Raw genomic sequence first — 25,432 nt, 5'->3', positions numbered from 1 at the left:
ACAAATCATATAGAATCGTTAAACTATAAAGCCCTTCGTCATTTGGTGAACGAGGGCTTCTCTATTAGTTTTTATTGCCAACACTATTTTACTCTGCGTAGTTTTGTCTGATTCTTTGCTTTTGCTAAAGGATAGATTTTTGATACTTTTGAATTTGGTTTCTGCTGCTTCTTCTTTGCTTTGAGACGATGTCTTCCCGACCAATAAGCCAACAATAGTATAATTCCGACAGCAATCCCTAACGTCAAAAAGTCCATAATGCACCACCCCTTCTAACCGATCCAATTAGCCATTCGTTCCGTTCCCCTGTCCGCTTGTTCCCATCTCTAACCTTTATCGCTCAAATTATCCTCTTAATAATTTATATTAGCAAAGTTTTTAAATAGTATAAAGAAAACTTGGCTGGCACCAAGCCGCAGGCGCGGCGGCAGCCTTAGTTGCCCTTATGCTTAGAAAGTATAATAACGTAAGTTTTATACTTTCTGACAGTATGAAAAGAACCCTCAGGATTTAATGTCCCATGGGTTCTTATTTTGTTATTGTTCGAACTGAATCGCAGCCCCCACTGTTCCAGGGCCCGTGTGCACTCCAATAACCGGCCCAACTTGTGTAAAGACAGTCGTCGGCAGTTGAAAAGCATACTCTAACGCTTCCTTCAGATATATGCCGGCTTTTTGAGCAGCACCATGAGCCACTACCAAACGGACCGGTTTTCTTCCTTTTGTTAAATCATGATAAGCCTGGACAACACTATCTAAAGCCTTCTTCTGACTGTGTGCTTTTCCATAGGTATGGTATACACCGTCATCCCCGACCCTGATAATTGGTTTGATATTCAAAAGTGACCCCATGAAACCTTGAACCCTTCCGATGCGCCCTCCTTTCTGCAGGAATTCTAGCGTATTTAAGGTAAATAGGGTTTCTACGTTCTTTCTGACCTTCTTAAGATTTTCAAGAATCCAGGCCGCATCCTGACCTTCTTTAATATTCTTAGCCACCTCCAAAACCATTAACCCTGAACCTAGACTAATGGTTTTGGAATCTACGAGGTGGATTTTTTCTTTAAATTTTTCTTTTGCCAGATATGCCGCATTGAACGTACCGCTCAGGGCCGATGATATATGAACGGAGATAACTTCTTGATATTCCTCCAGTAACCTGCTGTATAAACGGCTGAACTCCTCCGGAGTAGGCTGGGATGTTTTCGGGAGGATCTTCCCTTCCATTAAACGCCGATAGAAGTCTTCACTTGTTAGCTCTCCGTCAGTATACTCCTGCTCTCCAAACCTTACTTTGAGGGGAATTACATGAATATTACAATCCTTTTTTACGTCCTCCGTCAGGTCAGCCGTACTATCTGTTACCAGGGCAATCCTTTTCATTTTGAACCCTCCGTTTGATACTATTTCCTATCTATTTTCAAGGATTCGTTAAAATACGCTAAATTCCTCCACTCTTAGAAAAGAAATTTTAAAAATAAAAACAAAGCTGGAAGGTGGTTTCCAACTTTGTTCTGCACGCCTGATCAGTTACACAAATCTCGACCTCAGATTTTGGGATATTTCCCGTAACAGTGCAAAGGAATGGTCGATGCTTGCAGTCCCATCACTATTAATGAGACAGCAGCGGGATGGGGCTAACCAGGAACGATCAAAGATTAAACCATCGTCCAGTCCGTATTGATTTAGAAACTTCCATAGATCAAGCAGACGATTAGTTAGAGATTCGGTGGTCTCCATACTTAATTCGCTGGTCAAGGTAGGAATAATTCCCCATGAAATTATTTTTCCGCGATCCAAAAATTCTTTTACCTCATCAACATAGCGCACAAAAATGTGTCCCCAGCTAAAAGCATCGACTGAAAGAATATCAATGTCGGCTTTTAACAGAAAAGACCAGTCAGGGTTGCCGCATAGATGAACTCCCTTCGGTCCAGGCAGTTTAGATAAGAAAGCTCTGTATTCCATTTGAGCTACTTCCGAAGTATAAGCGCTAAGTGAGTTAAAAATCATTTCTAATCCCGGTTCATCCAACCAAACAAAGGGGTTAGGGTGAACTTGTTTTAATTGATTATATTGCCAGGTTATCTTATGAGCAAGAAAATCATAAAGTATTTCTCGAACAAAATCATTATAAATCATTGGTTTTCGTTCTTCATCACAGATTTTAAGTCCAAAACTAATCGGACCAACAGTCTGTCCGTGAACCATCTTATAGGAAGATAAATCTTGCGCCAAAAATCCATTAAAAGCCGCTGATGATTCTTCAGATAAAGCAAAGTAATCGGGGTCACCGCTGGCCTCCAGATATTCATCAAGTTCCTGTGTAAAGCGTTCATGAGAAAAATGGAGCCTTTGGTTTTCTTCATCAACAATAACCCCCGGAAGATGCTCGGCGAATTGAGCATACATATCTTCTCTAAATCGAAAACGCGGTAATTGAGGCCAAAAGGGAATATCCAAACTGAGAGCCAATTTCTGAGCCTCCGGCAAATTTGTATGAGGTAAAATACCCATGGCGGTTGTTAAAGCTTGACCTGAAAGCATTATACAACCTCCTTCCTTCTTAGTCAGAATAGTTTTTCTATTTCCTTTCTCAAATTATATCAAGACCCAGGCTGTCTAATCGTGACTAGAATCACGAAAGAGAAATAAATATAAGGGCTTGGTCCCTTTCCAGGAGGATAATTGCCTGTGTGTAGCTCAAATTCGGAATCGATTCCGAATTTGAACAACCTTACCCATGGCCTATGTGTCCAAGCCCTCACTTGTGACAAAAATAAGGACAAGCCCGTCAGCGCATAGGCACTTTGCGGCTTTGCCCTTATTTTGTCATCAATGCCCCCGGACAAGAGTAACCCCTGCCGGACAAGGTGCATAAGATAATACCACATACCATGGTTTGGCCGGTCAAAATCCAGCATAAAGGTGAGGAGGGATTGGCATGGCAAATACCCAGCAGAAGACCCTGCGGCTGATCTTTGCCACAACGCTGGGCAGCACATATACACTTACGCTCCGGCACCACGGACGGACCTGATTCAACAACTACCGATTTATATGATCCGCCCCTGCATTAATGCCCGCCAGACGGGAAATGCATGTCTGCCGATGGCAGTTGTCATTGCGGCCCAAGGGCCGCTCTTATAGGATAAAAAACTGGCCCGCCTCTGACCATGGTAATTCAAATTCGGAATCGATTCCGAATTTGAACCCGAAACAAGACCATATCTTCTTGAATCGTAGAGCTTACATCACAAGACAGCAAATGGCTAAAAGCTCAGAAACTATAGGGTTTCATCAATTAGCCAAGTTATAAAATGATCAACTAGTTCCAGCTTTTTCTTATCGCACAGCTTGACTTTTTGACTAATTTGAGAATGTAGGCTGTCATTCGTGTCTCTGACAATACCTAGCAGGAAGTAATCCGGTGTAATGTCCAGGACATTACAAATTTTAAGCAATGTTTCGATGCTCGGAATAGAGTGGTTGTTTTCTATGTTGGAAATGTGGTTGTTGCTAAGTCCCGTGGCTTCCGCGACGTCATCCTGGGTCAGGTTCAATACCTTGCGACGTTTAGCAATCCGTTCTCCTAGTTCTTTGTAACTTATCTCCATATCTTATCACCCTCTTTAACTTTATCAAGTATGAATAGTATTCTTAACAAAGCAAGAAGGTATTTATACACTTGTATTTGTATTTTTATGGATATATAATGGGTAAAATACCTTTTTAATTGTATTAAAATAGGCTTTGGAGGAGGATATTTTGTTTACGATCGGGATTTGCGATGACAGGCCGTTGTGTCGCAAGCTATTGGAGGCCTTCATTCATTTATATGAAAATGAAAAAGGGGTTTTATTTGATATTCACCAGTTTGGCAGCGGTGAAGAGCTTCTCGAAGAACTTAAAAAGCATGTCATGGTTTTTGACCTTCTGTTTCTTGATAACAGCATGAAAAAGCTGACCGGCCTCGAAACCGCCAAACAAATACGGCAATCCGATTCCATGTCAGCATGCAACATAGTGTTTGTGACATCTGAAGATAATCACGAGCAATTCAGGCAGGTCCAACCTCTACAAGTAATATACAAACCCGGTACCCTGGAGTGCATTGGCGCTATATTGGACAAGGTTCTCGTTGAAAAAACGTAATATTACTCGGCGAAACTTGTCGTTCCGCGAAGTGTTTAATAAGGTGATCTCATTGTGTGACTGTGATCGCCTATATTTCTCATTACGCATACAACTATTCCATTAGAGTCTTTCTCGAATCGAAAAGTAAAGCGAATACTCATATTCAAACTAGCTGACCACACCTTGTCAGTTCCGCCCAACTCGTGAATGCGAAATGATGGATGCCGCCAATCATCCATGAATTGGTGTAATTTATCATTAAAAAGGCTTTGAATATTCCTGGGCAGTTTATCATAAGAGCGAATGAAGCGTCGTGTGAAACTAATCTTCATCGCGCTTGCCATCCTCAAGATATTTGATCGCGTCTAAGGGGTTATCAAATGAGGTGTACCGTCCCTCTTTGATATCCTCATCAGCTTCATGTTCGGCAACTTGCCATTCCTCTGTCCAATACCATTGTTGGTCTTTAGGTATGAGCGCCTTTGGTTCAAGAATGATTTTCCCATCTTCGATGCTCATTTCAAATATCTCGCCCTCGTCCTCTAATCGGAGTGCCTGTCGAACCTCTTTTGGTATTGTAAGAGCTGCTTTTTTCTTCATTTGCACTATTCCGAATGATTTTTTACTTCGAGCAACGTTTAACACAAAAATTCCCTCTTTCTGAAAATCGGAATTTCCTACAATTATACTTTAATCGGTTTAATCATATTTTGCAAGTACTCAGCATAACGGATCGGACACGTTTCTGGGTAATTGTCAAAAACGAAGCCTGAAAGCTATTCAGACTTCGTTTTTCGTCCTAAGATCCTAAGTTAGATCCTAATCACAATATCCCTTATTACGTAGTTTTTCTAAATGTTCTTTTAAAATAGCTTCCAGATTAATGCCGTATTGCTCTTCTAGGACAAACATCATTGTGACTGCGGTCTGAGCTACATCGACCAGTTCCCGGGCAACCATCTGCATGGCATCCTCTTCTTCCAACCGTTGTCGTTCTCCGCTTAACCCCCTCAGTTTACCGATTGCTTGCGCCAACTCTCCTGATTCCTCCATAATTTTTAAGGCGGTGCTTTCCAGAGAAGGACTTAAGCGATTTAAACGGGGAAGTGTCACAGTCTTGGAAACTAGTTGCCCTTCCCTTGATAATTCATTATACCCAGTCACTTTAAAATGCCTCCTGATCTAAAAATAATATCTGATCGTTAAGCTATTATATACTTGTTCCAAAAACCCATCAAGGGGACAGGGGGACGGTTCTCCTGTCTATCGTCATCATGGGCATTTTGCAGAATCGATAAAAAGGCCTGGGGGTTAGCGGAAATGTTTAATTTGACAGGAAGCCACTTTCCTCTACATGAAATCGCACGATTTACACTTGTATCATTGTGCTATTTTGGTATAATGAAATCATCTAATAGTCTGGACAAGGGGTGGTTTGAATGCTTATTACTGCGACTGAATTTAAAACAAACATTGGAAAATATTTAACACTCGTTAATGATGAGGAAATTATCATCACGAAGAATGGAAAGGGTATTGCAAAACTCACTCCTTTAAAAGAAGATAAGGTGGAGCTTATGAAGTCATTTTTTGGTTCTCTCTCTAATGATATTTCTGTCGAACAGTCGAGAGAGGAAAGGTTAAAGAAATATGAACGTACTGATTGATACAAATGTTATTCTTGATGCGGGGCTAAACCGTATACCTTTCAACGCTTCCGCAGAAAAGATTTTACTTCTTGTTGCAGGCGAAAAGTTGAATGCATCAATTACTACAAGCTCCGTAACTGATATCTACTATTTTCTTAAAAGAGATTATCATGATAGTAATCGAGCAAAAGAAATGCTTATTAATTTTTTTAACATATTTGAAGTTATTGACGTTACAAAAAGTGATTGTGAAAAGGCACTCGGTCTACCAATGGATGATTATGAAGATGCCTTATTAGCAACTTGTGCCAAACGCAGGAGAATTGAGTTAATCATTACTCGCAATCTGAAAGACTTTGCTGAGTCACCAGTTAAAGCAATTTCCCCTGATGACTTCCTTACTAATTACTTTTAACTCGGACTTCCGGTCGCGACTGAGCATAAGTTTTGTCATTTAGAGAAGACAGGAGAACCGTCCCCCTGTCTTTTCTGTCTTTTAAGTGATTAACTACGTAACGGCATGGATGTCCGACTTAGTATAAAAGCTCCCCTACCTGGCAGGGGAGCCAAAACTTTAACTTTAGTTATTACCTTATTGCTTATTTCTGCATCCCTAAGAAGACCTTTTCCGGTGTGATCGGCAAATGATGCTCTCTGACTCCGACGGCATTATAAATCGCGTGAGAAATGGCAGGCGGCGGGGTATTCGCCACGACTTCCCCTATTGATTTCGCTCCAAAGGGACCTGTAGGTTCAAAGCTCTCTTCAAACTCTATACGAACTTTCCCCACATCCTTGCGAGTAGGGATTTTGTATTGCATAAAGCTGTTCGTTGCCATCCTGCCTATTTCATCATATCTTACCTGCTCATAGAGAGCCATGCCAATTCCTTGGGCGATGCCTCCTTCGGCTTGTATACGGGCAAGATTAGGGTTAATTACCGTACCACAGTCGATAACTGCCACATAGTTAATTAAGTCTACTTTCCCTGTCTCCCGGTCAACTTCCACCTCAGCAAAGCCTGCGACATATGGCGGAGGGGATACTTCACACCCTTGGGTGGCATAGCCCACCAACTGAAGATTTCCCGTGCCCAGGACCGTAAGTTCCGCCAGCTTAGCCAGGCTGATCTCCCGGTCCCCGCTTAAGGTGCGGACCACGGAGCCATCGTATTCAACGTCTTGCAAGGAAACCTCCAAAAATGCTGCACCTTGCTCAAGCAGTTTCCCTTTTAGCTCCTCTGCTGCCTTTACGACTGCACCTCCTGCTACATAGGTCGTACTTGAAGCGTAAGAACCCGGGTCATAGGGGGAAGTATCCGTATCGCCCGCATTAACAATCATCTTCTCCATCGGGATCTCTAAAATCTCTGCGGCCATTTGGCTGAGAATAGTGTCACATCCCGTTCCCATATCGGTTGCCCCGGTAAGAAGGGTAAAGTTTCCATCATCATTTAAGCGGATTTCAGCAGAGGCAGTCCCAATAGCAGCAATCCCCGAGCCCTGCATTGTAATCGCCATACCAACCGCTCTCACTTTATTGTTACCGGCATCCCGGCTTGGAAATTTCTCTTCCCAGCCAATTAACTCTTTACCCTTAGCAATACACCGGTCTAAAGACGAACTGCCAAGCATAACTCCCTGACCTGTGAGAAAGGTTTCTCCGACTTTACTAATATTTTTCAAACGAATTTCCGTAGGGTCCATCTTTAATTGTTCTGCTAATTTATTTACCGTTGATTCTAAAGCGAACGTACCTTGAGTCGCTCCGTATCCTCTAAAAGCTCCGGCAGGCATTTTATTGGTGTACACAGCTTTTCCATCAAACCGTACTGCTCTGGTTTTATTATAAAGCGGGAGAGTGTAATGACCTACACAGCTTAAAACGGTTGGGGCATGCTCTCCATAGGCTCCGGTATCCGATAAAACCTCCATATCAAGCGCTCTGATAAAGCCCTCATGGTCAGCACCCAATTTAACCTTTAATCTCATGGCATGACGACTTGTGGTACAGCTGAAGGTTTCTTTCCGATCGTAAATGATCATCGCCGGTTTGCCTGTTTTTAAGGTTACAATGCCCGCAAAGACGTCTCCAGCCCCAGTTTGCTTACCCCCAAATCCGCCGCCGATTCTAGGCTTGATTACCCTAATATTTGTGGCGGGGATTCGCAGCGCTCGTGCTAATTGTCTGCGAATATGGAAAGGAACTTGTGTGGAGCTGAGTACGACCAGCCTTCCCATATGATCCAGATAAGTAAAGGACCGATAGGTTTCCATCATAGTATGGGCTTGAGCCTGCGGATAATAGACATCTTCCACCACCACGGCGCAACGCTGGAATTCTTCTTCCACATCTCCTGCTTCTTCATGATAGGAGGCCGTAATATTCTGGTCCTTCTGCAGGCCAATATCGAAGTTAAAGCTCAAGTCTTCTTCCGGATGAACGACCGAGGAATGCCCTACGGCCTGCTCAAAATCCAAGACAGGCTCCCTTACTTCATACTCAACTTTAATCTTTTTCATCGCCAGAAGCGCTGTTTTTTCATCCGCCGCTGCTATGATAGCCACTTCATCCCCTACATAACGAACGATTTGATCGAGTATGAGACGATCATAGGGTGAAGGTTCGGGATAGGATTGACCAGCTAAGGTGAATCGTTGGTTGGGAACATCCTTATAGGTAAGGATGCATTCTACCCCCTCTAAGCTCTCTGCTTTAGAAATATCGATAGACGTAATTTTAGCATAAGCGTGCGGGCTCCTTAAAATCTTTACCACTAAGGCATTAGCCATGGCTAAATCCTCAGTATAGACAGGTTTGCCCATAGCAATTGCCATTCCATCAATTTTTCGTATGCTTTGACCGACACGTTTCATCCTATGCCACCCCCAGATAGGTCTTTATCGCCCTGAGCTGTCCCATATACCCGGTGCAGCGGCATAAATTACCCGTTAAATAGTGAATGATCTCTTCCTCGGTAGGGTTAACCAACTCATTTTTCATAGCTAAAACACTCATGATAAAACCCGGGCTGCAAAAACCGCATTGTTCTGCCCCTTCCGCACTGAGAATGCGGGCAAATTCCTCGGCCTCTTTAGGAAGTCCTTCGATAGTTGTGATTTTTTTGCCATGGGCCCGCACAGAAAGAATGGAACATGAAAGCACCGGCTTGTTATCAATCCAGACTGTACAGAGTCCGCAACAGCTTGTATCACAAGCCTTTTTAACACTCAAGAGCCCATGAGATCTTAGGGTATCCGCTAAAAACTCATCACTCCCAACATCCCGTTTAACTGCTTTATTATTAATCGTTAATTCGATTTGCATGCTGCTACCTCCATTATTCCACGTTTAACAAGCACTTGGCAAAGGGCTTTACGATAGGCAGCAGTTCCCCGGGTATTCGTTCCAAAGGTTAATTCTTCCGATGCTCTTTGGGCTGCTTTTTCTATCATTTCGAACGTCAGTTTTTCCTGATCCAGCATAGCAGAAGCACTTACTGCAACAGCGGCTTTACTCGGCCTGGCGCCCACTGCAATTGTCCAGCGGTTATCAAGCTTGGAGACTGCCGCATTTAAGGTCGCATAATCACTGGCAGAATTTCTAAAACTCAGGTAAGTTGCCTGACGAATGGTTTTCCTGATCCATAATCGAACAAGAAGGTCCTTTTCTATTGGCTTGGCAAGAAAGTCTGCCAAAGGCATTCTTCCGCCCTTAAATAACTCAACTTCCGTATCCAAGCATAACAGAGCCGTGATCAAGTCGGAAAAACCATACTTGGAATAAACTGAAGCTCCCACAGTGACACCGTTTCTAAACTGTACGCCAATAATGTCACGAACGGATTTAGGAAGCACCCCATTAAAATTTTCCTTTAAGAGGGGATGAACTTCCAGTTCCCTCAAACTTGTCATAGCTCCGATCTTAATAAAACCATCCTGTTCCAGGATATAACTTAAATTAAGTTGCGAAAGATCGATTCCTTTATTAATTCGCTTTTTACCCATCTTCAGAAACCCACAGCCTCCAAGAATGGTATTATTTCGTTTATCCATCAAGATCTGATAAGCTTCTGCTAAGGTTTCCGGTTGAACTAAATCCGATATGGTAAACACGCGACCCCTCCTCATATGGCTCTAAGTCATTTTGCAGCAAAAATAAACCCAAGCGAACAGGTTTCAGCTCAAATTGGTGAGAGAAATCTGCCGCTTGGGATCTGGCCCAGCGGTATAATCCAAGGACCTTTAAAGAAAAGTCATTGGATCTGTACGAGTGGGACATAAGCCCTTCGTACATCTTTCGCTCATAGTCGGACAATTTACGGCAGTCCGGTAGAAACTTGCAGACCATATCTCTGCGACTATATGAACACTATTTATTTGTCAATCTGAGCTTATTCTACAAGAAATTATCAACGAGGTCAATAGATTTTCCGAACATTAATCGAGATATACCTCAGATCGTTCGTTCTTTCACTGGTCAAATTCGTCTGCGCCGACGAATTTGACCTGCCAACCTCATCCCTGAAAGCAAACAGTTTATCTCTATGTTCTTCAAAGAGCTGCATCAGCCTTCCAAAATTGGGAGCCGGTGAAAACTCCAGCCAAAATCAAGTCTGAAGCAGCCCCAGCCAGCTGGTTCGGACAAAAACAAGGCTGCAAGTTAATTCCTGCAGCCTTGTTTCCCAAACAAGAAGTCCTTATGCTCAGCGCTTTACTAAAGCAGTTTTAGTCCCTTTAAGCCGAATGATAAATCCCTTTAAACTCATCGACTGCTGCGTCGATATTGGCCTCATATCCCATCTCCTGAAGAGTCTCCCCAACAATCTGAAGTGCTTTAACAAACATCTCTTCCGTGGCATTTCCCATATGCCCAATCCGGAATGCCTTCCCGGCTAAAGCAGCTAAAGCTCCGGCTACGATCACACCTTTGGCAGCTAATTTCGAACGGAACTCCGCATCATTTAAACCCTCCGGATAGAGTATACAGCTCAAAGTCGGAGCCGCAACTTCTTCCGCAGCCAGAGGCTTCATGCCATAAACTTTCAGAGCGCCTCTCACAGCTCGTCCCAGAACCGAATGACGACGGTAACGGGTCTCCAGCCCTTCTGCCATAACCAATTCCATACCCTTATTAAAGGCAACAATCATGTTGACCGGAGGGGTAGCAAAGTATTTTACAGGTTCATTCATGACTGGAAGCCAATTCTTAATATCTGTATAGTATCCCATAACCGAAGGCATCGCTTCACGGGCAGCCAATGCTTTCGGTCCAAAAGCTACAATTCCCAGTCCCGGCGGAACCCCAATTGCTTTTTGGGAACCTGTTAACACGACATCTATCTTATAATCCGGGTTTCCGTAAGTTTTTTGCATATCCTCTTCCATAGCAGCGGAAGCACAAACTCCATCAAGAATAAAGAGTGCTCCTGCTTTTTTGACCACTGGAACCAATTCTTCAACATTAGCCATCACACCGGTTGATGTATCGACATGAGTCACGGTTACCGCCTTGAAGCCACCCTCAGCCAATTTTTCCGCCACTAATTCCTTGCTGATCTGCTGGCCCCACTCAGCTTGAAGAGTCTCAACCTGAATACCGAATACTTTAGCCAGGGGAATAAAGCGGTCACCGAAATAGCCGTGGCTGACGACCAGCAACTTTTCTCCTGGAGCAACCGTATTAATAATAGCCATTTCCATCGCCAAGGTACCCGAACCTGCGATAACGAAAACCTCTCCGTCCGTGTTAAACAATTTCTTAGTTAACTCCAAGCCGTTCTTGAAAATCCCGGCAAACCGCGGATCAGTGTGACCCATCGTCTCACTGGCTAAAGCTTCATATATTTCATCCACCACTGGGGTAGGGCCTGGCACCAATAACATTTCTTTATTAGGCATTATGTCTTCCTCCTTAATTTAAACCATTAATATTATTGCGGTGATAAGTAACTTAGGATTATAAGTTCGCAAGCTAATTAAAAACAACGATCCCACTCATGTCACATTTATTAAGATAGTTGTATAATTTTGGTTGGTGCTTTTACCTCCCCTCATATTCTTCTCTCAAAGTTATCATCTAATCCAAGTAGCGATAAGAATATCATAAACTAGAAACATTGCTTAGCTCCAAGCCTCCAGCGCAGGCAATCAGCTTCGGATTAGTACAGAGAAACCCAGGTGACAGTTCAACTCCAATAAAGTGAGAGAAACCTGTCCGCCTGGGTTTTTATCCCTTCGGTGTGATCCAAACATAAAAGTAGCGTACACTTTCGCTCATAGTCGGACTATTTACGGTAGTCCGGTAGAAACTTGCAGACCTTATCACTGCGACTATATGAACATTTTCTATTCATTTGTCAATACCCATTTTACAAGATATTCCGATACAGGTCAACACTTTTTCGAACGTTAATTAATTCACTTGTAAAATCGTTCGACTTATCCAATTGATTTAACTTATCAGCCTAAGCTGCAATCAGGCTCACTTAAAGACTCAGACGCTCTTATCTCCTGCCAATAGCCCTTGTATCCTGGCATAAGCAGACATAGCCTCATCTTCATCGATAAACCACAGGGATCCTTGTTCCGAAGACTCAAGGTTAAAGGTATGAATTAAACCACCAGACAATACTCCCTTCCCCCAAGCAACAAAAAATTGGGCCGGAGAATTGACAGGATTAACTCCTGAGCCAAAATAGACGGGAATCCCGTTAACCTCCGTATTCTCAAAAACATTGGCCTTAGTCGTTCCACATGGATTCTTCATAGTCTTCTTCCTTTCATACTTCACTTCAGATAAAAATTTCAACAAGTATAACCTTGATTCCCGTGAAAAATTATACCTACAAATTGAATTGCAAATCATTATTTTTGTGACTATTCAGGTACTCAGGTTAATTAACCACAGATTACACAGATTAACACAGATTTAAAAAATACATTTTGGCTCTAAACTACAAATCGCTTGTAACGCAATTGATGATCACCAAAGTTGCACCTCTTCATTGACTCCCATCTTCGCCATTTTTTTATACTTAATCCTTCTTAATCTGTGAAATCTGTGTTAATCTGTGGTTTCTCTTATCGTTCTTTTCATGTGTAATCTGTGGTTCCCCGTTCAGAGTTCCCCAAGGCTCTGAATAGTTACTTATTTTTTCCCGCATTTGACTTTATAGCTCACAAATCATTAAATTCATCACTCCACCTTAATATTCCAGCTTGAGGACCCTTTTTCCTTCAAAATAAGACATAGTTTACACTACTTATGCTCTTACTGCTTTCCCCGTGAAAATAAATAGGCTATAATATTAATAGACTAAATGTAGCAAATGGAAACTGTATGGAGGTCGCCAGATGTTTACTCAGGCTTATTCACCTGAACAATCAGCTTTTGGCAAACTCGAAAACGGTTGCGATGTACTTATTCTCTATGTCAAGGAGTTTAAGGATAAAGTCAAGGCCGTTAACCAATCCGGCTTGTCAAAATACACCTATCACTGGTTTGCAACCGAGTCAAAAGATGCCTATGTACTTCAGGTTACTTGGGAAAATGAAACTCACATTGCTATCCGCTTCAACTCCCAACACTTCGGCCTTATAGCCAAATTAATTCAGCCTACGGATGTTATTCTGACAACAACCCCCATCTCCCGACTCATGGAAAAAGCCCAGGTAAGTAATTATAACTTTCTTGAATTTCGCGATGTAGTTACATTCAGCAAATTATCCTTCTCCGTCCCTAATTCCGACTCAGAAACTTAATCCTTGCAATTTTCCGCGTCTATCGTATAATTATTAAAAGATTGGCAAAGAGGCCTACCTATTTTCAGGTAGGCCTTTTTCCGTTTCAGGAGGCGTATGTATGGCAAAGGAAAACTTAGTTATCGATACATCTGTGCTGCTAAATGAACTCAAAAATGCTAACCAGGAAATGAGTCAGGTCATCGAATCAATTCGGCAAATTGCGCAGCACACAAATCTTCTATCTCTTAATTCAGCGATCGAAGCAGCAAGAGCGGGCGAAGCAGGCCGGGGATTCAGCGTGGTCGCTGATGAAATAAAAAAATTAGCCACCCGCAGCCTGACCTCAACCAAAGAAAGCACCAAGATCATTGAGAACATACAAACCAAGGCCAATGAAGTAATGGCTGTCCGAACAGCCGATGTAGCTTATGATACAATCGATAAAATTGATCGGAATCTTTTTGAACGCAATTGTGATGCCCAAGCATGGGCCAGCTTTGATAAGGTAAAAGACTGCGTTTGCTCGACAACCTCTGATCGCTCTTCAATCGCCAACCAGCTTCTGAAAAAACTCGTTGATATTTATGAAGTCTATCTTGATCTCTATGTGCTGGATCTGGAGGGAACAATTGTAGCCGCCGGCGTTCATCACCAACAAATCGGCCAGAATATGGCCGAGAAAGGTTGGTTTAAAGAGGCTAAGGCTGCCAATGAGATATCCGTAAGCGATCTTTATTATTCGGCCGTTGTTAACTCTCATACCGTAGCTTACACCTGCCCTATTCGCAGCGACGAAGGCCAGATTCTGGGGTATTTTTCCACAAGGTTTAATTGGAATTATATTTACGACATCATTGATTCGGCACGAATCAGTAAAAATGGGGACTTATTTATCATTAATGAGCAAGGTTATGTCATTGCCTGCCGAAGCCGCAAGGGGATTCTGGCGGATAATTTTAAAAATCTTAAGGCCGCCCAGCTTGCGATCAAGGGCGAGACCTACGGCTATCTCTTTGAAAAAGACCTGACGGGTATTAAAATATACGGTTACGCTCATACCCGCGGTTACAACGCCTATAAAGGCAAAAACTGGTCCGCTCTTGTCTGTGAAACCCTGTAACATTACAGGATTCCCATCCCTCTTTATCCGGCTATTTTAGAGTTGGGTCTGAAGACGCTTATTAACGCTTGGATATCGTTGAAGGTCTGTGTGCGGAAGAAATTTACTGCCTACAAATTTGTCCATAAAAGCAGCGTTAGCATTCAACTCGAAATAGGTGACCTTTTCGGCAATAGCTTCCGCTTCCAAACGCTTAGCCCGGGATAAGAGCACCTGGCGGGCAGCTTCACCTGAGCTATTACCAAGACGAACAATCGCTGAACGTGGAAGATCCGGGTAAAGGCCTATGGTGACGGCCGATTCGATGGGCAAATATTGACCAAAAGCTCCGGCTGCATAAAAGCGGCTGATATCCTGCCAGGGACAACCTACATTCTCCATTAATAGATCCGTGGCTGCGTTAACCGCTCCTTTAGTGGCCATGAAATTATTAATATCCACCTGAGAAATAATTATGTCCTCCCCCGCTGCCGCCTCATGGGCAGGGACCACAACGAACTCACTTTTTCCGTTCTGAAAACGAGCTGTCCGATTAATAAATCCGCCCAGAAAAAGTCCCGCAAGCGTGTCCACTAAACCCGATCCACAGATACCACGAGCAGGGAGATTGCCTATGGTTGAGTATTTCACCCAACCCGTCTTTGGATTTATGGAAACATGATCGACCGCTCCGGGTTCGGCCCTCATACCAAAGGTTGTAACTCCGCCTTCCAGAGCCGGCCCGGCTGCTCCGGCACAGGCAACAAGCCAGTCCTCATTGCCCAACACGATTTCCCCATTGGTTCCGATATCTACAAATAAAGAAATGTCCGGCTGTTGATGCATACCGCTGACTAATATTCCGCCTATGACATCTCCGCCAATATAACTTCCTACACTCGGCAGACAGTAGACAGGGGCCAGGGAATGGATATCTATGCCTATTTCTCCCGCAGGAATTAAACCTGGGTTATTCACTGTGGGGGTATACGGAGCGCGGCAAATCGAAGCGGGGTCTAAACCTAATAAGAGATGGATCATGGTTGTATTAGCGCCGATAGCTGCAGCGGTAATCTTGTTTGTCTCCATAGGCAAAGGGCAAAGGATTCTAATCAACTGATTTATAGTATCTAAAACCGCATTTTGCAGCTGACGCAAACCGTCTGGTTCGGCCGCATGACGGATGCGATTTAAAATATCCTCACCCATACTGATCTGACCATTATAATCGGCGGCATGTCCTAAAACCGCACCACTGCCTAGATCTATAAGGTATACGACAACGGTTGTCGTGCCTATATCAATGGCTAGTCCAAGTTGTTCACCGGAAGTATCACCCGGCTCCAAATCAATCAGCTTCCATCCGCAGCCAATATCCGCCAGGGTAGCAGTAACCTGCCAGCCGGCACTGCGGCATATCTTAGGTATTTTGGACATGAGTTCCAGGGGCACGCTTACAGAGCCATGGCTGCGTTCTAACCTTTGCCGCACTTGATCGACATCTGCCCGGTTATCCATTGATGTAGGCGGGGTCAGAGACAGAAAAACTTTCTGAGTAAGGGGAGCCAGTTCAGCAAGAGATGTCTGAACCTGCTCGGCAAGGATCACGGGCTTATTTCTCATATTTAGCATTATTGTACCTTCTTTAAATTATTTTTTTGTAGTTTTACTTCTTTCATTTAGTTCTTTTTTCTTAAACCGTGAACTATTTTGCATTATTAATAATCCAATCAATCACTAAGCATAAACTCATAGTCTACCTCGACACCTTGTTCCTGACCTGAATAAAAACTTTTTTCCTTAAACGTTACATGGTTGTGACGATCTATTAAAAGTACTGTAGAAGATCTTGTTCCATAGTCAGACCCTTGGATAAAGATCGAAGACAGCAGTTTCTCGAACTCATAACTTATCCCTGTTTCAGGCAATTCATAATCCTGAGCAGGTTCCCTATCTACCAAAATATTAAAGAGAACTTGTGGATCAATCGCCAACTCATTTTCTATGTAGTTTGCTAAGGCCTGCTTGCTTTTGAGAACCTTAGGCCAAGGTGTATCCAGACTGTGATTGCTGAGACCATAAATTCCAGGGCTAAGTTCCATAATAGACGATGATTGTCGATAATACATTAACCTTGATTTATCCCCTACTAATAGATTAAAGGGATTATAGAAAGCATCGTTTAGAGCAACATCTTGCAGATATTCGACAGGGGAATCCTGAGAACACAAGAAGTTCTTTACCAACATCCCCCGCGATTGAGCATTGGTGATCTGTGCCGCAGGATCACGAACGTTAGTTAGTGCCGCCAAACGACCTGAGCGGGTAATCCCCATCCAAGTCCCGAGCATCTCTAAGTCTCTCCCTGCGAGAACCTCAGGGTGAGACTCCCAGAAGCGGGCACTTTGGGTAGGCCGCTTATAATACTCATCTCTATTTGCTGCCAGAATCAAGCGATAGCGTGGATGACAGTCATATGCAAAAAAGAGCAAACACATACTTTTCCCCTTTCAAAAACTAAACTTCTAAGACAAACTTGCTGAAAAGTCAGTCATATACTCACAACACCTGATTGACCTTAGCCCCATAATATTCATAAGCGACCTCAATGCGAAAACCGGTCGTCTTGTAGAGCGCTAAAGCACTTTCATTCTCACTATGGACCTCTATGGTTATTTCAGATCTTCCTCTTTTTAAAAACCTATCGACCATTAAATGAAGCAGTTCTTTCCCGTACCCCTTACCGTGATAGTCAGGCACCACTCCCAGCCCAAATATCGACACGTCTTCTCCTTCTAGATTGGCTGAAGCTACCCCAATAATCTCCTCATTTAAGACCGCCAGGTAATGGACTCGCGTGTCTGATTCGAAGCAATTTTTAATGAGACTCTTAGATTCTTCGTAACTATCCCCAAAAACACTCATGTTAGCGGTAATGGCCCTTTCAAAATCCTTTTGCTCTGCCTTTAAAAGCTTTAGGCGATATGACTTTAAACAAGAATACCTGGATTTATCAAGTCTCATAAAATACTCGGTATGTTTATAATCTGCCTTGAGTGCCTTAATTACCTGTTTGCCTAAGGTTGAGTTACTTTCACAGACAAACAGCAGCTCAGGGATATCAAATTTTGTTAATTCTTCAACTGCCTTGCCTAATAAAGACTTGAAATACCCTTTTCCTCTACATGCCGGCAGCGTATATGCCGTAATCTCAGCCTCATGTTTTGTGGGAATGAACATAGACAGCATGCTTATTAACTGACCTTTTTGGTAATAAAGAAAAAAGCTGTTTATCTGCGGCTCAAAGTTCAAAGACGGATCTAAAAAGAAGCTTCCTCTTAGATTATCATGTTCAATACAACTACTTTCCAGGTCAAGGATCTCCTCTTTCGCTTTGTCACTTAAACTTCTATAAGCATCTATTGTCATTTTTAACCCGAGTTGCCTCCTCACACATATAGAACTATCATGAGTTCAAGTCATTCGTAAATTTCGGAGACTATTTGAATTTTATACTAAATTGTAACATTAACCGCCAGAGAAATAAAGAAGAGTCCGCTCCCCGTCTAAAGGAAGCGGACTCTTCAAACTATTAAAATCAACTCCTGCCCCTTAAGCTAAGCATAAATACCCAAGAGCACCATGACCGTTCCTGCCGTCATTGCCGTTAAAAGCAAGGCAAAAACAAAGGCAATTCTGATAACCTGGGTTTCTTCCCCCAATTTATCAATTGCTGCCGAAGCATTCTGCAGTTTTGCCGGGGAAACAACGCTCGCCAATCCCCCTCCAAAGGCTAAGCCGGCAGTAATAATTAACATTTCAAGCAATCCCATATGAAGCATATTTGAGGTTTTCAAAGTATAAGTTGCAAACATAGCTATGGTAGAGGCTTCGCTGCCTGTTATAAATCCTCCCAATAAGCCGATAAAAGCAACGACGGCACCATAAGCATCACTAAAAATCTGAGATGAGAAATTCGCCAATACTTGGACCATACTTGGCACAACATACTTATTTGATGCCATATCAAAGCCGGTCATATTCATTATTTCTCCGATAACGAAGAAAATTGCTGCTGCAAAGACCGGTCTGGGAGCCCTCTTCCACCACAAACTGAAGGTCTCTTTTACTTGAGATGCTGTTGGCTTGATAAAGATCATAGAAACAAAGGTGCTTACAAAAATCCATGTATAAGCATTCCATAAAGCTCTTGTCATGATAGGCTTGCCATCAGCCGCCAAGCCTGCGATCGGAAGGGTAAACTTTCGGTATAGAAGATTGAACATATCCGTTGGCAGGTTGAGAGCCAGGATGACAATAATCAGGAGGCCCCAGGGGGATAAAGCCTTCCATAAAGGATAGCTTCTCTCGTAGTCTAGCTCTTCACGAGAAAGCCGGCGTCTATCAATGATCTTTTTTCCTGTGGATAATAGATAAACTGCCATAACAATAATAACTGCGGCACCGCACATGATACCCGTCAGAACGACTAGTCTGTCGACTTTGTTCGTAAAATATGAAACGGCTGTTATCGCTGCTCCGGTAATAACAACCGGCAGCCAACCCTCTTTAATTGCCTGCCACTGTCCGACAATCCAGAGCATGCAAAACCCAATCATGGTAGAAATAATCGGTAAGAACATGAAAAAAACGCTGCCCGCCTGGGATAAACTTATTTCGTGGCCTTTACCCAGAAAGGAATTGGCTACATCGACAAAGACAACAATAGGTGCCCCCAATAATGCATAAGTGCAAAGAGCATCATACCCGATGCACGGAAGAGCAATGGAAACATAGGTTGAATAGCCCAGGGCCAGCATAATAGGCGGCAGCAATGAGACAGGAGTTGCCCCTACGGACACCATAAGCGTCCCAAAACCAATGTTAATCATCATGATTTGTACTGCTTTATTTTCGCAGGCAATGGTTTTGATAAAAATGATGATCCTTTTAAGAGCCCCGGTTTTTTCCATAAAAGCCATCTGCAGCAGGGAAGCCGCAACCACTAAAGAAACCGTAAACGAGCGAACAACTCCTGCTATGGTGGACCGAAAAATCACTTCAAGACTCGTTTGAAAGAATAAGAACGCGATCAGGGAAACAACAATCCAGCCGGCCACACCACTTATATCCGCGGGTTTTTTCCAGATGACCAGCATCGCTATAATAACGGCAATCGGCGTCAATGTTAATAAAAGTGAACTGATAGACACTATAATTTACACCCCGTCTCATTTTATTTATCCTATAGCTAATCATGCTCCTTAACCAGCACAATTCATGCATCGCCTGCTGCAGGCATTTTAAAGACAAAAATAGCTACCCTAAATAGGATAGCTATTACACACAAAATAACTACATCCTACCATCCTACCATCCTTCCATCTTATTAATTTGTTCCAAACCAGATTTTCAAGCTACTGTTTCTACCCCACTACAGCCCTGTGAATCAGTACACAGGATTTCTACATTTCATATTCTAACCAACTATTGCCTAATTGTCCAGAGTTTTTTTACCGCCGTATGTTCACCCTCTGCCTTATTCTACCGATAGTTTACTTACGTGCTGATAAACATCAAGAACCTGCTCGGCCCGTACCGTACTTCCCAGAATTCCTGCGCTGCTGCCAAAGATATATCCGCTCCCCATCTCCCCTCCGGAAACCGCGTTTAATAATTCCGAAACCTTTTCAAGCCTGTCCGTTCCTGCAAACCAGCTCAAATCATATCCGCCCATCATACAGAGTCTGTTTTTTGTCATCATTCTGACCTTCGCAATGTCAACAAGGGAAGGAAAATCCAGGGAATGCAGTCCGCTGAAACCAATATCAACAATATCCTCCATCACTCGCAGTAAATCTCCATCGGCATGGAAAAAAACCGGAATGTTTTGTGCTCTGAAACTATCCACCTGTTCCGCGAGTCCAGGAAAAAAGCCCTTACGCAGAGCCGTTGGCGAAACGAACGTTCCACTTTGATACGCTATATCATCCGCAACGATTATTCCGTTAGCCCCTAAAGCCAAAGCTTTGTGCCCAAGCTCAAGATTAGCGGTCACAGATTTAGTGACAAGCTCCTGGATGATCGGGTCATGTTTTGCTATTGCCATCAAATAATCCGTAAATGAAGTAAATAGCTTAGCCGTTCCTTGAAAAGGGCCATCAATAATTGCAAAGATAAAAAAATCAGTCTCTTTCCGCCATTGTTCTAATTCTTCCCAACCTCCCGGGTTGTTATCTTGAGAACAGGTTGGGGTAAAAGCCAAGGCATCGAGCCCACAACGTTCACAAGCCTCAATTCTGTCCTTGAACCTCACCTTCTCCTTGAGACCTAATAATTCTGCTATAAAATCATCTTCAAGATGAAACTCCCCTTTAGGTATGCGATCAACCTTCTCAAAACGTACCGACGCCAGAATTCTTTCGATTTTATTCACTTATCATACTCCTTCTCTAAGATTTGATAAATATTATAATCGTTTAAGTACACAAAAACCAGACATCTCAACATTTAAGCCTTACCTATCTCATGACACTTTATCATAGAAATCATGAAAAGCCACGCTTAAAGAAGCGTGGCTCGTTGTTCAACATTTAAAATTTAGAAGAAAAGGCGATTGCCAAAAGCTTGATTGCCAAACATCCCTTGACCTTGGCCTAAGAAACCCCGGCCTTGAGCAGGTTGAGGCTGAAACCCTTGATTAACAACAACGTTTCTTGAAGTCTGTTGAAAAATATGCTGAGGTACATCAACAATATTTTGACGATTAATAGTCACGATAGGATGAATAACGGGAATAAATCTTTGAGCGTAAAAATCTTGAACGCGATATTGCGGGGGACAACAAATTGGTCTGCATCCGGATCCACTCATTAGAAACTCACCTCCTTAACTCCAATATATGCATCATGTCGCGATGTTGCTATAATATTCCATTTTTATTTGGTATTTATTTTCAGCATTTATCGCTTGGGTTAAGGAGGTTTCCATTCCTATTCTCTTGTCAAAAACGCAGCTTCTCCGGATCCACCTTCGGTACCAGCCCCTCCAAGGAAGCCTTACTGAGCAAAGTTTCTACCGCTTTATAACCGAGCTCACCAATAGTTTCGGTGAATTCGTTAACATAAAGCTTAATATGCGCTTGAGTGACTTCGGCAGACAGTTCCTGGCTGTGATGAAGCACGTATTCTCTTGACCGCTCGGGGTAAGCCCATGCATATCTGACAGAAGCCTGAATCCAGCCGGTGATTGCCGGAAGATCGAGCGACCGGCGGGCAATAATCGCCCCCAAAGGAATCGGCAGATTCGTCGTTTGCTCCCACCAGCTTCCCAAGTCCGCCATTAGGATTAACCCGTACGAAGGATAGGTGAAACGAGCCTCGTGGATCACAAGCCCGGCATCAACCAAACCATCCCGCACCGCCGGCATGATCTCGTGGAAGGGCAGAACAATAATCTCGCCCACTCCTCCCGGTACATGCTGAGCCGCCCATAACCGGAAAAGTAAATACGCGGTTGAACGTTCACTTGGAACCGCCACCCTGCTATGATGCAGCTTTGCCGGATCAATAAAACTCCCTGCCCTGTTTGAGGTCAGCAACAATGGCCCGCAACCTTTACCCAACGCACCTCCACATGGCAGCAAAGCGTACTCCGACAATACCCACGGCAGCGCTGCGTATGAGATCTTAACCACATCCGGACCGTTAGAACCGGCAGCTAAACTATTCGTGATGTCAATATCCGCGTAGGTTACTTCAAGCTTAGGTGCACCGGGTACAAGACCGTGTACCCAGGCATGAAAAACAAACGTGTCATTGGGGCAAGGAGAGAACGCAATGTTCATACTGCAAATACCTCCGTTAATACTTCGCAGGCGGCCTTCAAAACCTCTAATGCCTCTTTAATCTGCCAGGCGGACCGATCACGAGGGCCTACCATATTTGAGATCGCGCGAATCTCCAGAACAGGCAGACCGCGGTCAAGCGCTGCAAATCCAACGCCGAATCCCTCCATGGCTTCCGCTGAAGCTCCCTTTACCCGGGCAGCCATTTCCGCAGCAGTCTCCGCCGTACCTGTAACAGTTGAGACTGTCAGGACCGGGCCTGTAATAACGGGCAGCTTGGCCCTTTGTAAGGCATTAGCAACACGCTCTACCAAATAAGCATCCGATTGAATTCGGGTAAAACCGAAGCCCAATTTTTCCAGACCAGCGAATCCGTCCGGAGTCTCCGCACCTAAATCAGCAGCTACAATCTCTGTTCCTACTACGAGTGAACCTACCTCTGCTCTGCCAGGAAAGCCTCCGCCAATACCTGCACAAATAACTAAACTGTATTCAGCTGCGGCAAGAGTTCTGGCCGTATTCACTGCGGCAGCCACCGAACCGGCACCCCCAACTAAAACATCAAACCTTGGATCCCCTTGTAAAGCCTGTAATACGGTCTCCTTCTCAGTTGGAACTGCGGTCACTACTAAGACACGCAAGTTAGATTGCTGTGAGTAACCCTTTATACTCTTTGGCCCCTGTAATTCTAAATTCAAAATCTTACTCCCTTGAAAGAAAGTTCATAACAGTTTCGAAACCAATTCTTTCCACGGTCTCGGCGAATCGTTCTCCTTTTTGACCGTTTTCGAGGTAATAATCCATCGCCCTTTCCACCATATCCAGCGCCTCACTGACTGGATATACCCCTGGCAATTCCCTTCCTATAAAGGACTCCTTACCAGACATCCCACCGATGATAATCGCGACTTCGCCAGGTTTTCGCCCTTGTAATCCTATACACCCCAACTGAGGCTTTGAGCAGCCATTTCTGCACCCGCTTATTGTTACTCTAAATTTATTCGGGAGCGCAACGTCGTACCTCCCTTTATAAAACCGTTCGTTAATCTGTCCAGCTATTTCTGCTGTGTCGAAAAAGCTAAGTTGACAAACATCCCCTTTACAAGCAAGGGCGGGCCTGGCCCTCATTCCCGTGCTTCCGATCGATAAACCGGCTTCCTTAAGTTCACGAGTAACTGTCTCCAGATCCTGATACTTAATCCAAGGAATTTCCACATTCAGGCGTTGGGTTAGGGTAAAATACCCCCTGCCATAATTCTCGCAGATCTCTGTTATCTTTCGAGATTCCTGAGAATTTATTCTCCCTGCTTGTGTCAAAACTCTGCAAGAAAAATGGACACCATCCTTATAGGCAATGTATCCCTGCCCCTTTAAAGCCTTCTTCTGTTCATCTGTCAATTCCATAGTTCAGTACTTTCTCCTCTCCTTATACTCTATAGCTCCCAAGTTTTTGGCTTCGCTTTTAAGGTAAGCCTTAAGTTCACTTAACATCCAAAGGAAACCCGCCCGTGGTTCCCTGAATAAATTTCTCCAGTGCTTCATAACTCTGAGCACCATGGACAGCGCGGCCATCCGCGATAAAACATGGAACACTTTGAATTCCTAAGCGTTGCGCTTCCTCTACATCGTCCGATACGGCTTGCCCGTATTTTCCAGTTAAGAGAGCCTGCTTAAATTCCTCCTGATCCAATCCGATTTGTCCCGCTATATCACTTAAGACGCTCAGGTCATTAATGTTTCTTTGTTCCTGAAATTGAGCTCTAAAAACTGCGTCATGATATGGGTTGCCAAGCCCATGCTCTTCTGCAAATTTAGACCCTTCCAGAGCTAATCTTGAGTGCTTGCTCTTTTCATTAAACGTCATACGGAGCCCGTACTTCTGACCTAAAGCTTCGATTCCCGCCTTAGCTTTGGCCAGGTAATCAGCCGATTTCACGGGGAGTTCAATCCCCTCGGGCCTAAGTTCAAACGCTTTCCACTCTACAGTTAAATTTTTATCCCTGGCCAACTGGTCAAGGGGGACCTTCCCTATCATGCAATAGGGTCATAAAAAATCCGAGAAAACAATTATTTTATTGCTCATAAGGTCTACAACTCTACATAGAAAGGCAATTGTTCCCCTTGAATACAGGCCACTCTCCATAGGTAATCATTGCCCATTACTTCTCTTTTATCTTCTGAAAATCCCTTACCTTTCAATAGGTTTAACGTGCTGCGGTTAGCTGCATATCCGGATAAGTACTTAACTCCTTGTTCTTTTGAAAAAGCTTTTAAATTATTAAGGATTTTCTCAATAAGGTCGTCACTTAATAAATCAAAGTCCTCATTTTTGACCAGGACGATATCATTGATAAAGATTTCATTTTTATTTAACTTTGAAATATGAAGACTAATGATCGGTTCCTCAAATCCTAAGGTATCCAACCACATAATTTGTGGTATTTGTATTCCCAGCAAACCTGCAAGCTCAGGACTATTGCAGTATGTAGTATAGTACTCCTGCAAGAGTTGAACAAGCCTTTGAGTATATGCTCTGGCCTGAACAGAGATGTTATATTGTCCGGGATATTGGAGTCGTATTTCGTCATCACGCAGTACTTTTAGGCCAGGGTCCCTTCCAATTTCAGCTTTTAACTCATCAGCAGGAAAGAGACTCTTGATTGCCTCCTCAGAGGGATTCCACTCTTCAGAATAGATACGCTGCGCCTTAAGTGCCATGTTTTATCTCACGCCTTTCAAAATAATAATATTAAACTACCACTTATGAATGAAAATAGGTCCCTCGGGTCGGGCAACTTCTCCCACATCCGTTCACTCAGCACTCCGAGGCTCGCCCACTCACCGGCGCGGGACTCCGCCAAACCTCTGGGCAGTACCTGATGTGAACCCGTGGCTCCGTGTCCCCGCACCAGCTTGTGGGCTTTTATCGCCTCTCCATGCGATGAGTTCACTCCTGT

27 protein-coding genes, 1 pseudogene and 2 riboswitches are annotated in these 25,432 nt (G+C 43.6%); of the genes and pseudogenes, 5 read left to right on the top strand and 23 right to left on the bottom strand.

Going from position 1 to position 25,432, the window contains the following annotated elements; translation table 11 throughout:
- Positions 1-83: 83 nt before the first annotated feature.
- The 4 genes from DESYODRAFT_RS27895 to DESYODRAFT_RS03630 form a co-directional block, all read right to left on the bottom strand.
- Positions 84-257 carry a hypothetical protein gene (locus DESYODRAFT_RS27895; protein ID WP_007779551.1) on the bottom strand — a complete coding sequence of 58 codons (174 nt, stop codon included), beginning with the start codon at positions 255-257 and terminating at the stop codon, positions 84-86.
- Positions 258-536: 279 nt separating this feature from the next.
- Positions 537-1,382: a DegV family protein gene (locus tag DESYODRAFT_RS03640; RefSeq protein WP_007779548.1), complete on the bottom strand. Its 846-nt coding sequence runs from the start codon at positions 1,380-1,382 to the stop codon at positions 537-539.
- Positions 1,383-1,529: 147 nt separating this feature from the next.
- The gene (locus DESYODRAFT_RS03635) at positions 1,530-2,546 is read right to left on the bottom strand and encodes a uroporphyrinogen decarboxylase/cobalamine-independent methonine synthase family protein (protein ID WP_007779546.1); all 1,017 of its coding nucleotides are present in this window, start codon (positions 2,544-2,546) and stop codon (positions 1,530-1,532) included.
- 740 nt (positions 2,547-3,286) lie between these two features.
- A complete protein-coding gene (locus DESYODRAFT_RS03630; protein WP_007779542.1) occupies positions 3,287-3,616 on the bottom strand; it encodes a helix-turn-helix domain-containing protein in 330 nt (109 codons plus the stop codon).
- Between the two features lie 151 nt (positions 3,617-3,767).
- On the opposite strand from DESYODRAFT_RS03630, the gene DESYODRAFT_RS03625 reads away from it, so the two are divergent.
- Positions 3,768-4,154: a LytR/AlgR family response regulator transcription factor gene (locus DESYODRAFT_RS03625; protein WP_007779539.1), complete on the top strand. Its 387-nt coding sequence runs from the start codon at positions 3,768-3,770 to the stop codon at positions 4,152-4,154.
- A 303-nt stretch (positions 4,155-4,457) separates the two neighbouring features.
- Here the strand turns inward: DESYODRAFT_RS03625 and DESYODRAFT_RS03615 are convergent, their stop codons facing one another.
- Positions 4,458-4,781: an AbrB/MazE/SpoVT family DNA-binding domain-containing protein gene (locus tag DESYODRAFT_RS03615; RefSeq protein WP_007779532.1), complete on the bottom strand. Its 324-nt coding sequence runs from the start codon at positions 4,779-4,781 to the stop codon at positions 4,458-4,460.
- A 174-nt stretch (positions 4,782-4,955) separates the two neighbouring features.
- The gene (locus DESYODRAFT_RS03610) at positions 4,956-5,300 is read right to left on the bottom strand and encodes a MazG-like family protein (RefSeq protein ID WP_007779529.1); all 345 of its coding nucleotides are present in this window, start codon (positions 5,298-5,300) and stop codon (positions 4,956-4,958) included.
- 275 nt (positions 5,301-5,575) lie between these two features.
- Here DESYODRAFT_RS03610 and DESYODRAFT_RS03605 point away from each other — a divergent pair, with 275 nt between their 5' ends.
- Positions 5,576-5,803: a type II toxin-antitoxin system Phd/YefM family antitoxin gene (locus DESYODRAFT_RS03605; protein WP_007779527.1), complete on the top strand. Its 228-nt coding sequence runs from the start codon at positions 5,576-5,578 to the stop codon at positions 5,801-5,803.
- Positions 5,787-6,200 (top strand): type II toxin-antitoxin system VapC family toxin, encoded by a 414-nt coding sequence (locus DESYODRAFT_RS03600; protein WP_007779526.1) that lies wholly within the window; start codon positions 5,787-5,789, stop codon positions 6,198-6,200. Before DESYODRAFT_RS03605 ends, DESYODRAFT_RS03600 begins: the two co-directional genes overlap by 17 nt.
- 184 nt (positions 6,201-6,384) lie before the next feature.
- On the opposite strand, the gene DESYODRAFT_RS03595 is transcribed toward DESYODRAFT_RS03600, so the two are convergent.
- The 6 genes and pseudogenes from DESYODRAFT_RS03595 to DESYODRAFT_RS03575 form a co-directional block, all read right to left on the bottom strand.
- A complete protein-coding gene (locus DESYODRAFT_RS03595) occupies positions 6,385-8,661 on the bottom strand; it encodes a xanthine dehydrogenase family protein molybdopterin-binding subunit (RefSeq protein WP_007779524.1) in 2,277 nt (758 codons plus the stop codon).
- A 1-nt stretch (position 8,662) separates the two neighbouring features.
- Complete coding sequence (locus DESYODRAFT_RS03590; protein WP_007779522.1) at positions 8,663-9,112, bottom strand: (2Fe-2S)-binding protein; 450 nt, start codon at positions 9,110-9,112, stop codon at positions 8,663-8,665.
- On the bottom strand, positions 9,097-9,900 hold the full coding sequence (locus DESYODRAFT_RS03585; protein WP_007779519.1) for an FAD binding domain-containing protein: 804 nt from the start codon (positions 9,898-9,900) through the stop codon (positions 9,097-9,099). The genes DESYODRAFT_RS03590 and DESYODRAFT_RS03585 overlap by 16 nt, the downstream gene beginning before the upstream one ends.
- Positions 9,901-10,071: 171 nt before the next feature.
- A riboswitch (purine riboswitch) is annotated at positions 10,072-10,173 on the bottom strand.
- Positions 10,174-10,262: 89 nt separating this feature from the next.
- A pseudogene (locus DESYODRAFT_RS29830) lies at positions 10,263-10,358 on the bottom strand (DUF3102 domain-containing protein); the annotation flags it as partial.
- Between the two features lie 163 nt (positions 10,359-10,521).
- Entirely contained in the window at positions 10,522-11,685 is a 1,164-nt protein-coding gene (locus DESYODRAFT_RS03580) for a pyridoxal-phosphate-dependent aminotransferase family protein (protein ID WP_007779517.1), read from the bottom strand.
- Between the two features lie 358 nt (positions 11,686-12,043).
- Positions 12,044-12,145, bottom strand: a riboswitch (purine riboswitch).
- 135 nt (positions 12,146-12,280) lie between these two features.
- Positions 12,281-12,553, bottom strand: a complete 273-nt coding sequence (locus tag DESYODRAFT_RS03575) for a hypothetical protein (RefSeq protein WP_007779515.1) — start codon at positions 12,551-12,553, stop codon at positions 12,281-12,283.
- Between the two features lie 587 nt (positions 12,554-13,140).
- On the opposite strand from DESYODRAFT_RS03575, the gene DESYODRAFT_RS03570 reads away from it, so the two are divergent.
- Entirely contained in the window at positions 13,141-13,548 is a 408-nt protein-coding gene (locus DESYODRAFT_RS03570; RefSeq protein ID WP_007779513.1) for a hypothetical protein, read from the top strand.
- A gap of 100 nt (positions 13,549-13,648) precedes the next feature.
- Entirely contained in the window at positions 13,649-14,650 is a 1,002-nt protein-coding gene (locus tag DESYODRAFT_RS03565; RefSeq protein WP_007779510.1) for a methyl-accepting chemotaxis protein, read from the top strand.
- A gap of 36 nt (positions 14,651-14,686) precedes the next feature.
- Here DESYODRAFT_RS03565 and DESYODRAFT_RS03560 read toward each other — a convergent pair whose 3' ends face one another.
- From DESYODRAFT_RS03560 to DESYODRAFT_RS03510, 11 genes are all read right to left on the bottom strand, one after another.
- A complete protein-coding gene (locus DESYODRAFT_RS03560) occupies positions 14,687-16,261 on the bottom strand; it encodes an ASKHA domain-containing protein (RefSeq protein ID WP_007779507.1) in 1,575 nt (524 codons plus the stop codon).
- A gap of 98 nt (positions 16,262-16,359) precedes the next feature.
- Positions 16,360-17,127 (bottom strand): NRDE family protein, encoded by a 768-nt coding sequence (locus tag DESYODRAFT_RS03555; protein ID WP_007779504.1) that lies wholly within the window; start codon positions 17,125-17,127, stop codon positions 16,360-16,362.
- A gap of 61 nt (positions 17,128-17,188) precedes the next feature.
- Positions 17,189-18,058 (bottom strand): GNAT family N-acetyltransferase, encoded by an 870-nt coding sequence (locus DESYODRAFT_RS03550; RefSeq protein WP_007779500.1) that lies wholly within the window; start codon positions 18,056-18,058, stop codon positions 17,189-17,191.
- Between the two features lie 188 nt (positions 18,059-18,246).
- Positions 18,247-19,842, bottom strand: coding sequence for an L-lactate permease (locus tag DESYODRAFT_RS03545; protein WP_007779497.1), 1,596 nt, complete (start codon positions 19,840-19,842; stop codon positions 18,247-18,249).
- 326 nt (positions 19,843-20,168) lie between these two features.
- Positions 20,169-21,065 carry a uroporphyrinogen decarboxylase family protein gene (locus DESYODRAFT_RS03540; RefSeq protein WP_007779494.1) on the bottom strand — a complete coding sequence of 299 codons (897 nt, stop codon included), beginning with the start codon at positions 21,063-21,065 and terminating at the stop codon, positions 20,169-20,171.
- Between the two features lie 164 nt (positions 21,066-21,229).
- Positions 21,230-21,502 (bottom strand): hypothetical protein, encoded by a 273-nt coding sequence (locus DESYODRAFT_RS03535; RefSeq protein ID WP_007779493.1) that lies wholly within the window; start codon positions 21,500-21,502, stop codon positions 21,230-21,232.
- A gap of 130 nt (positions 21,503-21,632) precedes the next feature.
- The gene (locus DESYODRAFT_RS03530; protein WP_007779490.1) at positions 21,633-22,475 is read right to left on the bottom strand and encodes a 1,4-dihydroxy-6-naphtoate synthase; all 843 of its coding nucleotides are present in this window, start codon (positions 22,473-22,475) and stop codon (positions 21,633-21,635) included.
- Entirely contained in the window at positions 22,472-23,173 is a 702-nt protein-coding gene (locus tag DESYODRAFT_RS03525; RefSeq protein WP_007779489.1) for a futalosine hydrolase, read from the bottom strand. Before DESYODRAFT_RS03525 ends, DESYODRAFT_RS03530 begins: the two co-directional genes overlap by 4 nt.
- Positions 23,174-23,177: 4 nt before the next feature.
- Entirely contained in the window at positions 23,178-23,879 is a 702-nt protein-coding gene (locus DESYODRAFT_RS03520; protein WP_007779487.1) for a sulfite reductase subunit alpha/beta, read from the bottom strand.
- 76 nt (positions 23,880-23,955) lie between these two features.
- Complete coding sequence (locus DESYODRAFT_RS03515) at positions 23,956-24,558, bottom strand: DsbA family oxidoreductase (protein WP_083842129.1); 603 nt, start codon at positions 24,556-24,558, stop codon at positions 23,956-23,958.
- Between the two features lie 5 nt (positions 24,559-24,563).
- Positions 24,564-25,193 carry a hypothetical protein gene (locus tag DESYODRAFT_RS03510; RefSeq protein ID WP_007779483.1) on the bottom strand — a complete coding sequence of 210 codons (630 nt, stop codon included), beginning with the start codon at positions 25,191-25,193 and terminating at the stop codon, positions 24,564-24,566.
- Positions 25,194-25,432: the final 239 nt, after the last annotated feature.

It is taken from the genome of Desulfosporosinus youngiae DSM 17734, from assembly GCF_000244895.1.
Taxonomy (GTDB): Bacteria; Bacillota; Desulfitobacteriia; order Desulfitobacteriales; family Desulfitobacteriaceae; genus Desulfosporosinus; species Desulfosporosinus youngiae.
This window is presented reverse-complemented; position numbering and strand designations above follow the sequence as displayed.

Coding starts and splice junctions, on each gene's coding strand:
- DESYODRAFT_RS03520 (WP_007779487.1), bottom strand. CDS start 23,879: ATGGAATTGACAGATGAACAGAAGAAGGCTTTAAAGGGGCAGGGATAC.
- DESYODRAFT_RS03570 (WP_007779513.1), top strand. CDS start 13,141: ATGTTTACTCAGGCTTATTCACCTGAACAATCAGCTTTTGGCAAACTC.
- DESYODRAFT_RS03550 (WP_007779500.1), bottom strand. CDS start 18,058: ATGACAATAGATGCTTATAGAAGTTTAAGTGACAAAGCGAAAGAGGAG.
- DESYODRAFT_RS03640 (WP_007779548.1), bottom strand. CDS start 1,382: ATGAAAAGGATTGCCCTGGTAACAGATAGTACGGCTGACCTGACGGAG.
- DESYODRAFT_RS03580 (WP_007779517.1), bottom strand. CDS start 11,685: ATGCCTAATAAAGAAATGTTATTGGTGCCAGGCCCTACCCCAGTGGTG.
- DESYODRAFT_RS03560 (WP_007779507.1), bottom strand. CDS start 16,261: ATGCTAAATATGAGAAATAAGCCCGTGATCCTTGCCGAGCAGGTTCAG.
- DESYODRAFT_RS03635 (WP_007779546.1), bottom strand. CDS start 2,546: ATGCTTTCAGGTCAAGCTTTAACAACCGCCATGGGTATTTTACCTCAT.
- DESYODRAFT_RS03555 (WP_007779504.1), bottom strand. CDS start 17,127: ATGTGTTTGCTCTTTTTTGCATATGACTGTCATCCACGCTATCGCTTG.
- DESYODRAFT_RS03605 (WP_007779527.1), top strand. CDS start 5,576: ATGCTTATTACTGCGACTGAATTTAAAACAAACATTGGAAAATATTTA.
- DESYODRAFT_RS03530 (WP_007779490.1), bottom strand. CDS start 22,475: ATGAACATTGCGTTCTCTCCTTGCCCCAATGACACGTTTGTTTTTCAT.
- DESYODRAFT_RS03590 (WP_007779522.1), bottom strand. CDS start 9,112: ATGCAAATCGAATTAACGATTAATAATAAAGCAGTTAAACGGGATGTT.
- DESYODRAFT_RS03600 (WP_007779526.1), top strand. CDS start 5,787: ATGAACGTACTGATTGATACAAATGTTATTCTTGATGCGGGGCTAAAC.
- DESYODRAFT_RS03630 (WP_007779542.1), bottom strand. CDS start 3,616: ATGGAGATAAGTTACAAAGAACTAGGAGAACGGATTGCTAAACGTCGC.
- DESYODRAFT_RS03575 (WP_007779515.1), bottom strand. CDS start 12,553: ATGAAGAATCCATGTGGAACGACTAAGGCCAATGTTTTTGAGAATACG.
- DESYODRAFT_RS03595 (WP_007779524.1), bottom strand. CDS start 8,661: ATGAAACGTGTCGGTCAAAGCATACGAAAAATTGATGGAATGGCAATT.
- DESYODRAFT_RS27895 (WP_007779551.1), bottom strand. CDS start 257: ATGGACTTTTTGACGTTAGGGATTGCTGTCGGAATTATACTATTGTTG.
- DESYODRAFT_RS03510 (WP_007779483.1), bottom strand. CDS start 25,193: ATGGCACTTAAGGCGCAGCGTATCTATTCTGAAGAGTGGAATCCCTCT.
- DESYODRAFT_RS03535 (WP_007779493.1), bottom strand. CDS start 21,502: ATGAGTGGATCCGGATGCAGACCAATTTGTTGTCCCCCGCAATATCGC.
- DESYODRAFT_RS03565 (WP_007779510.1), top strand. CDS start 13,649: ATGGCAAAGGAAAACTTAGTTATCGATACATCTGTGCTGCTAAATGAA.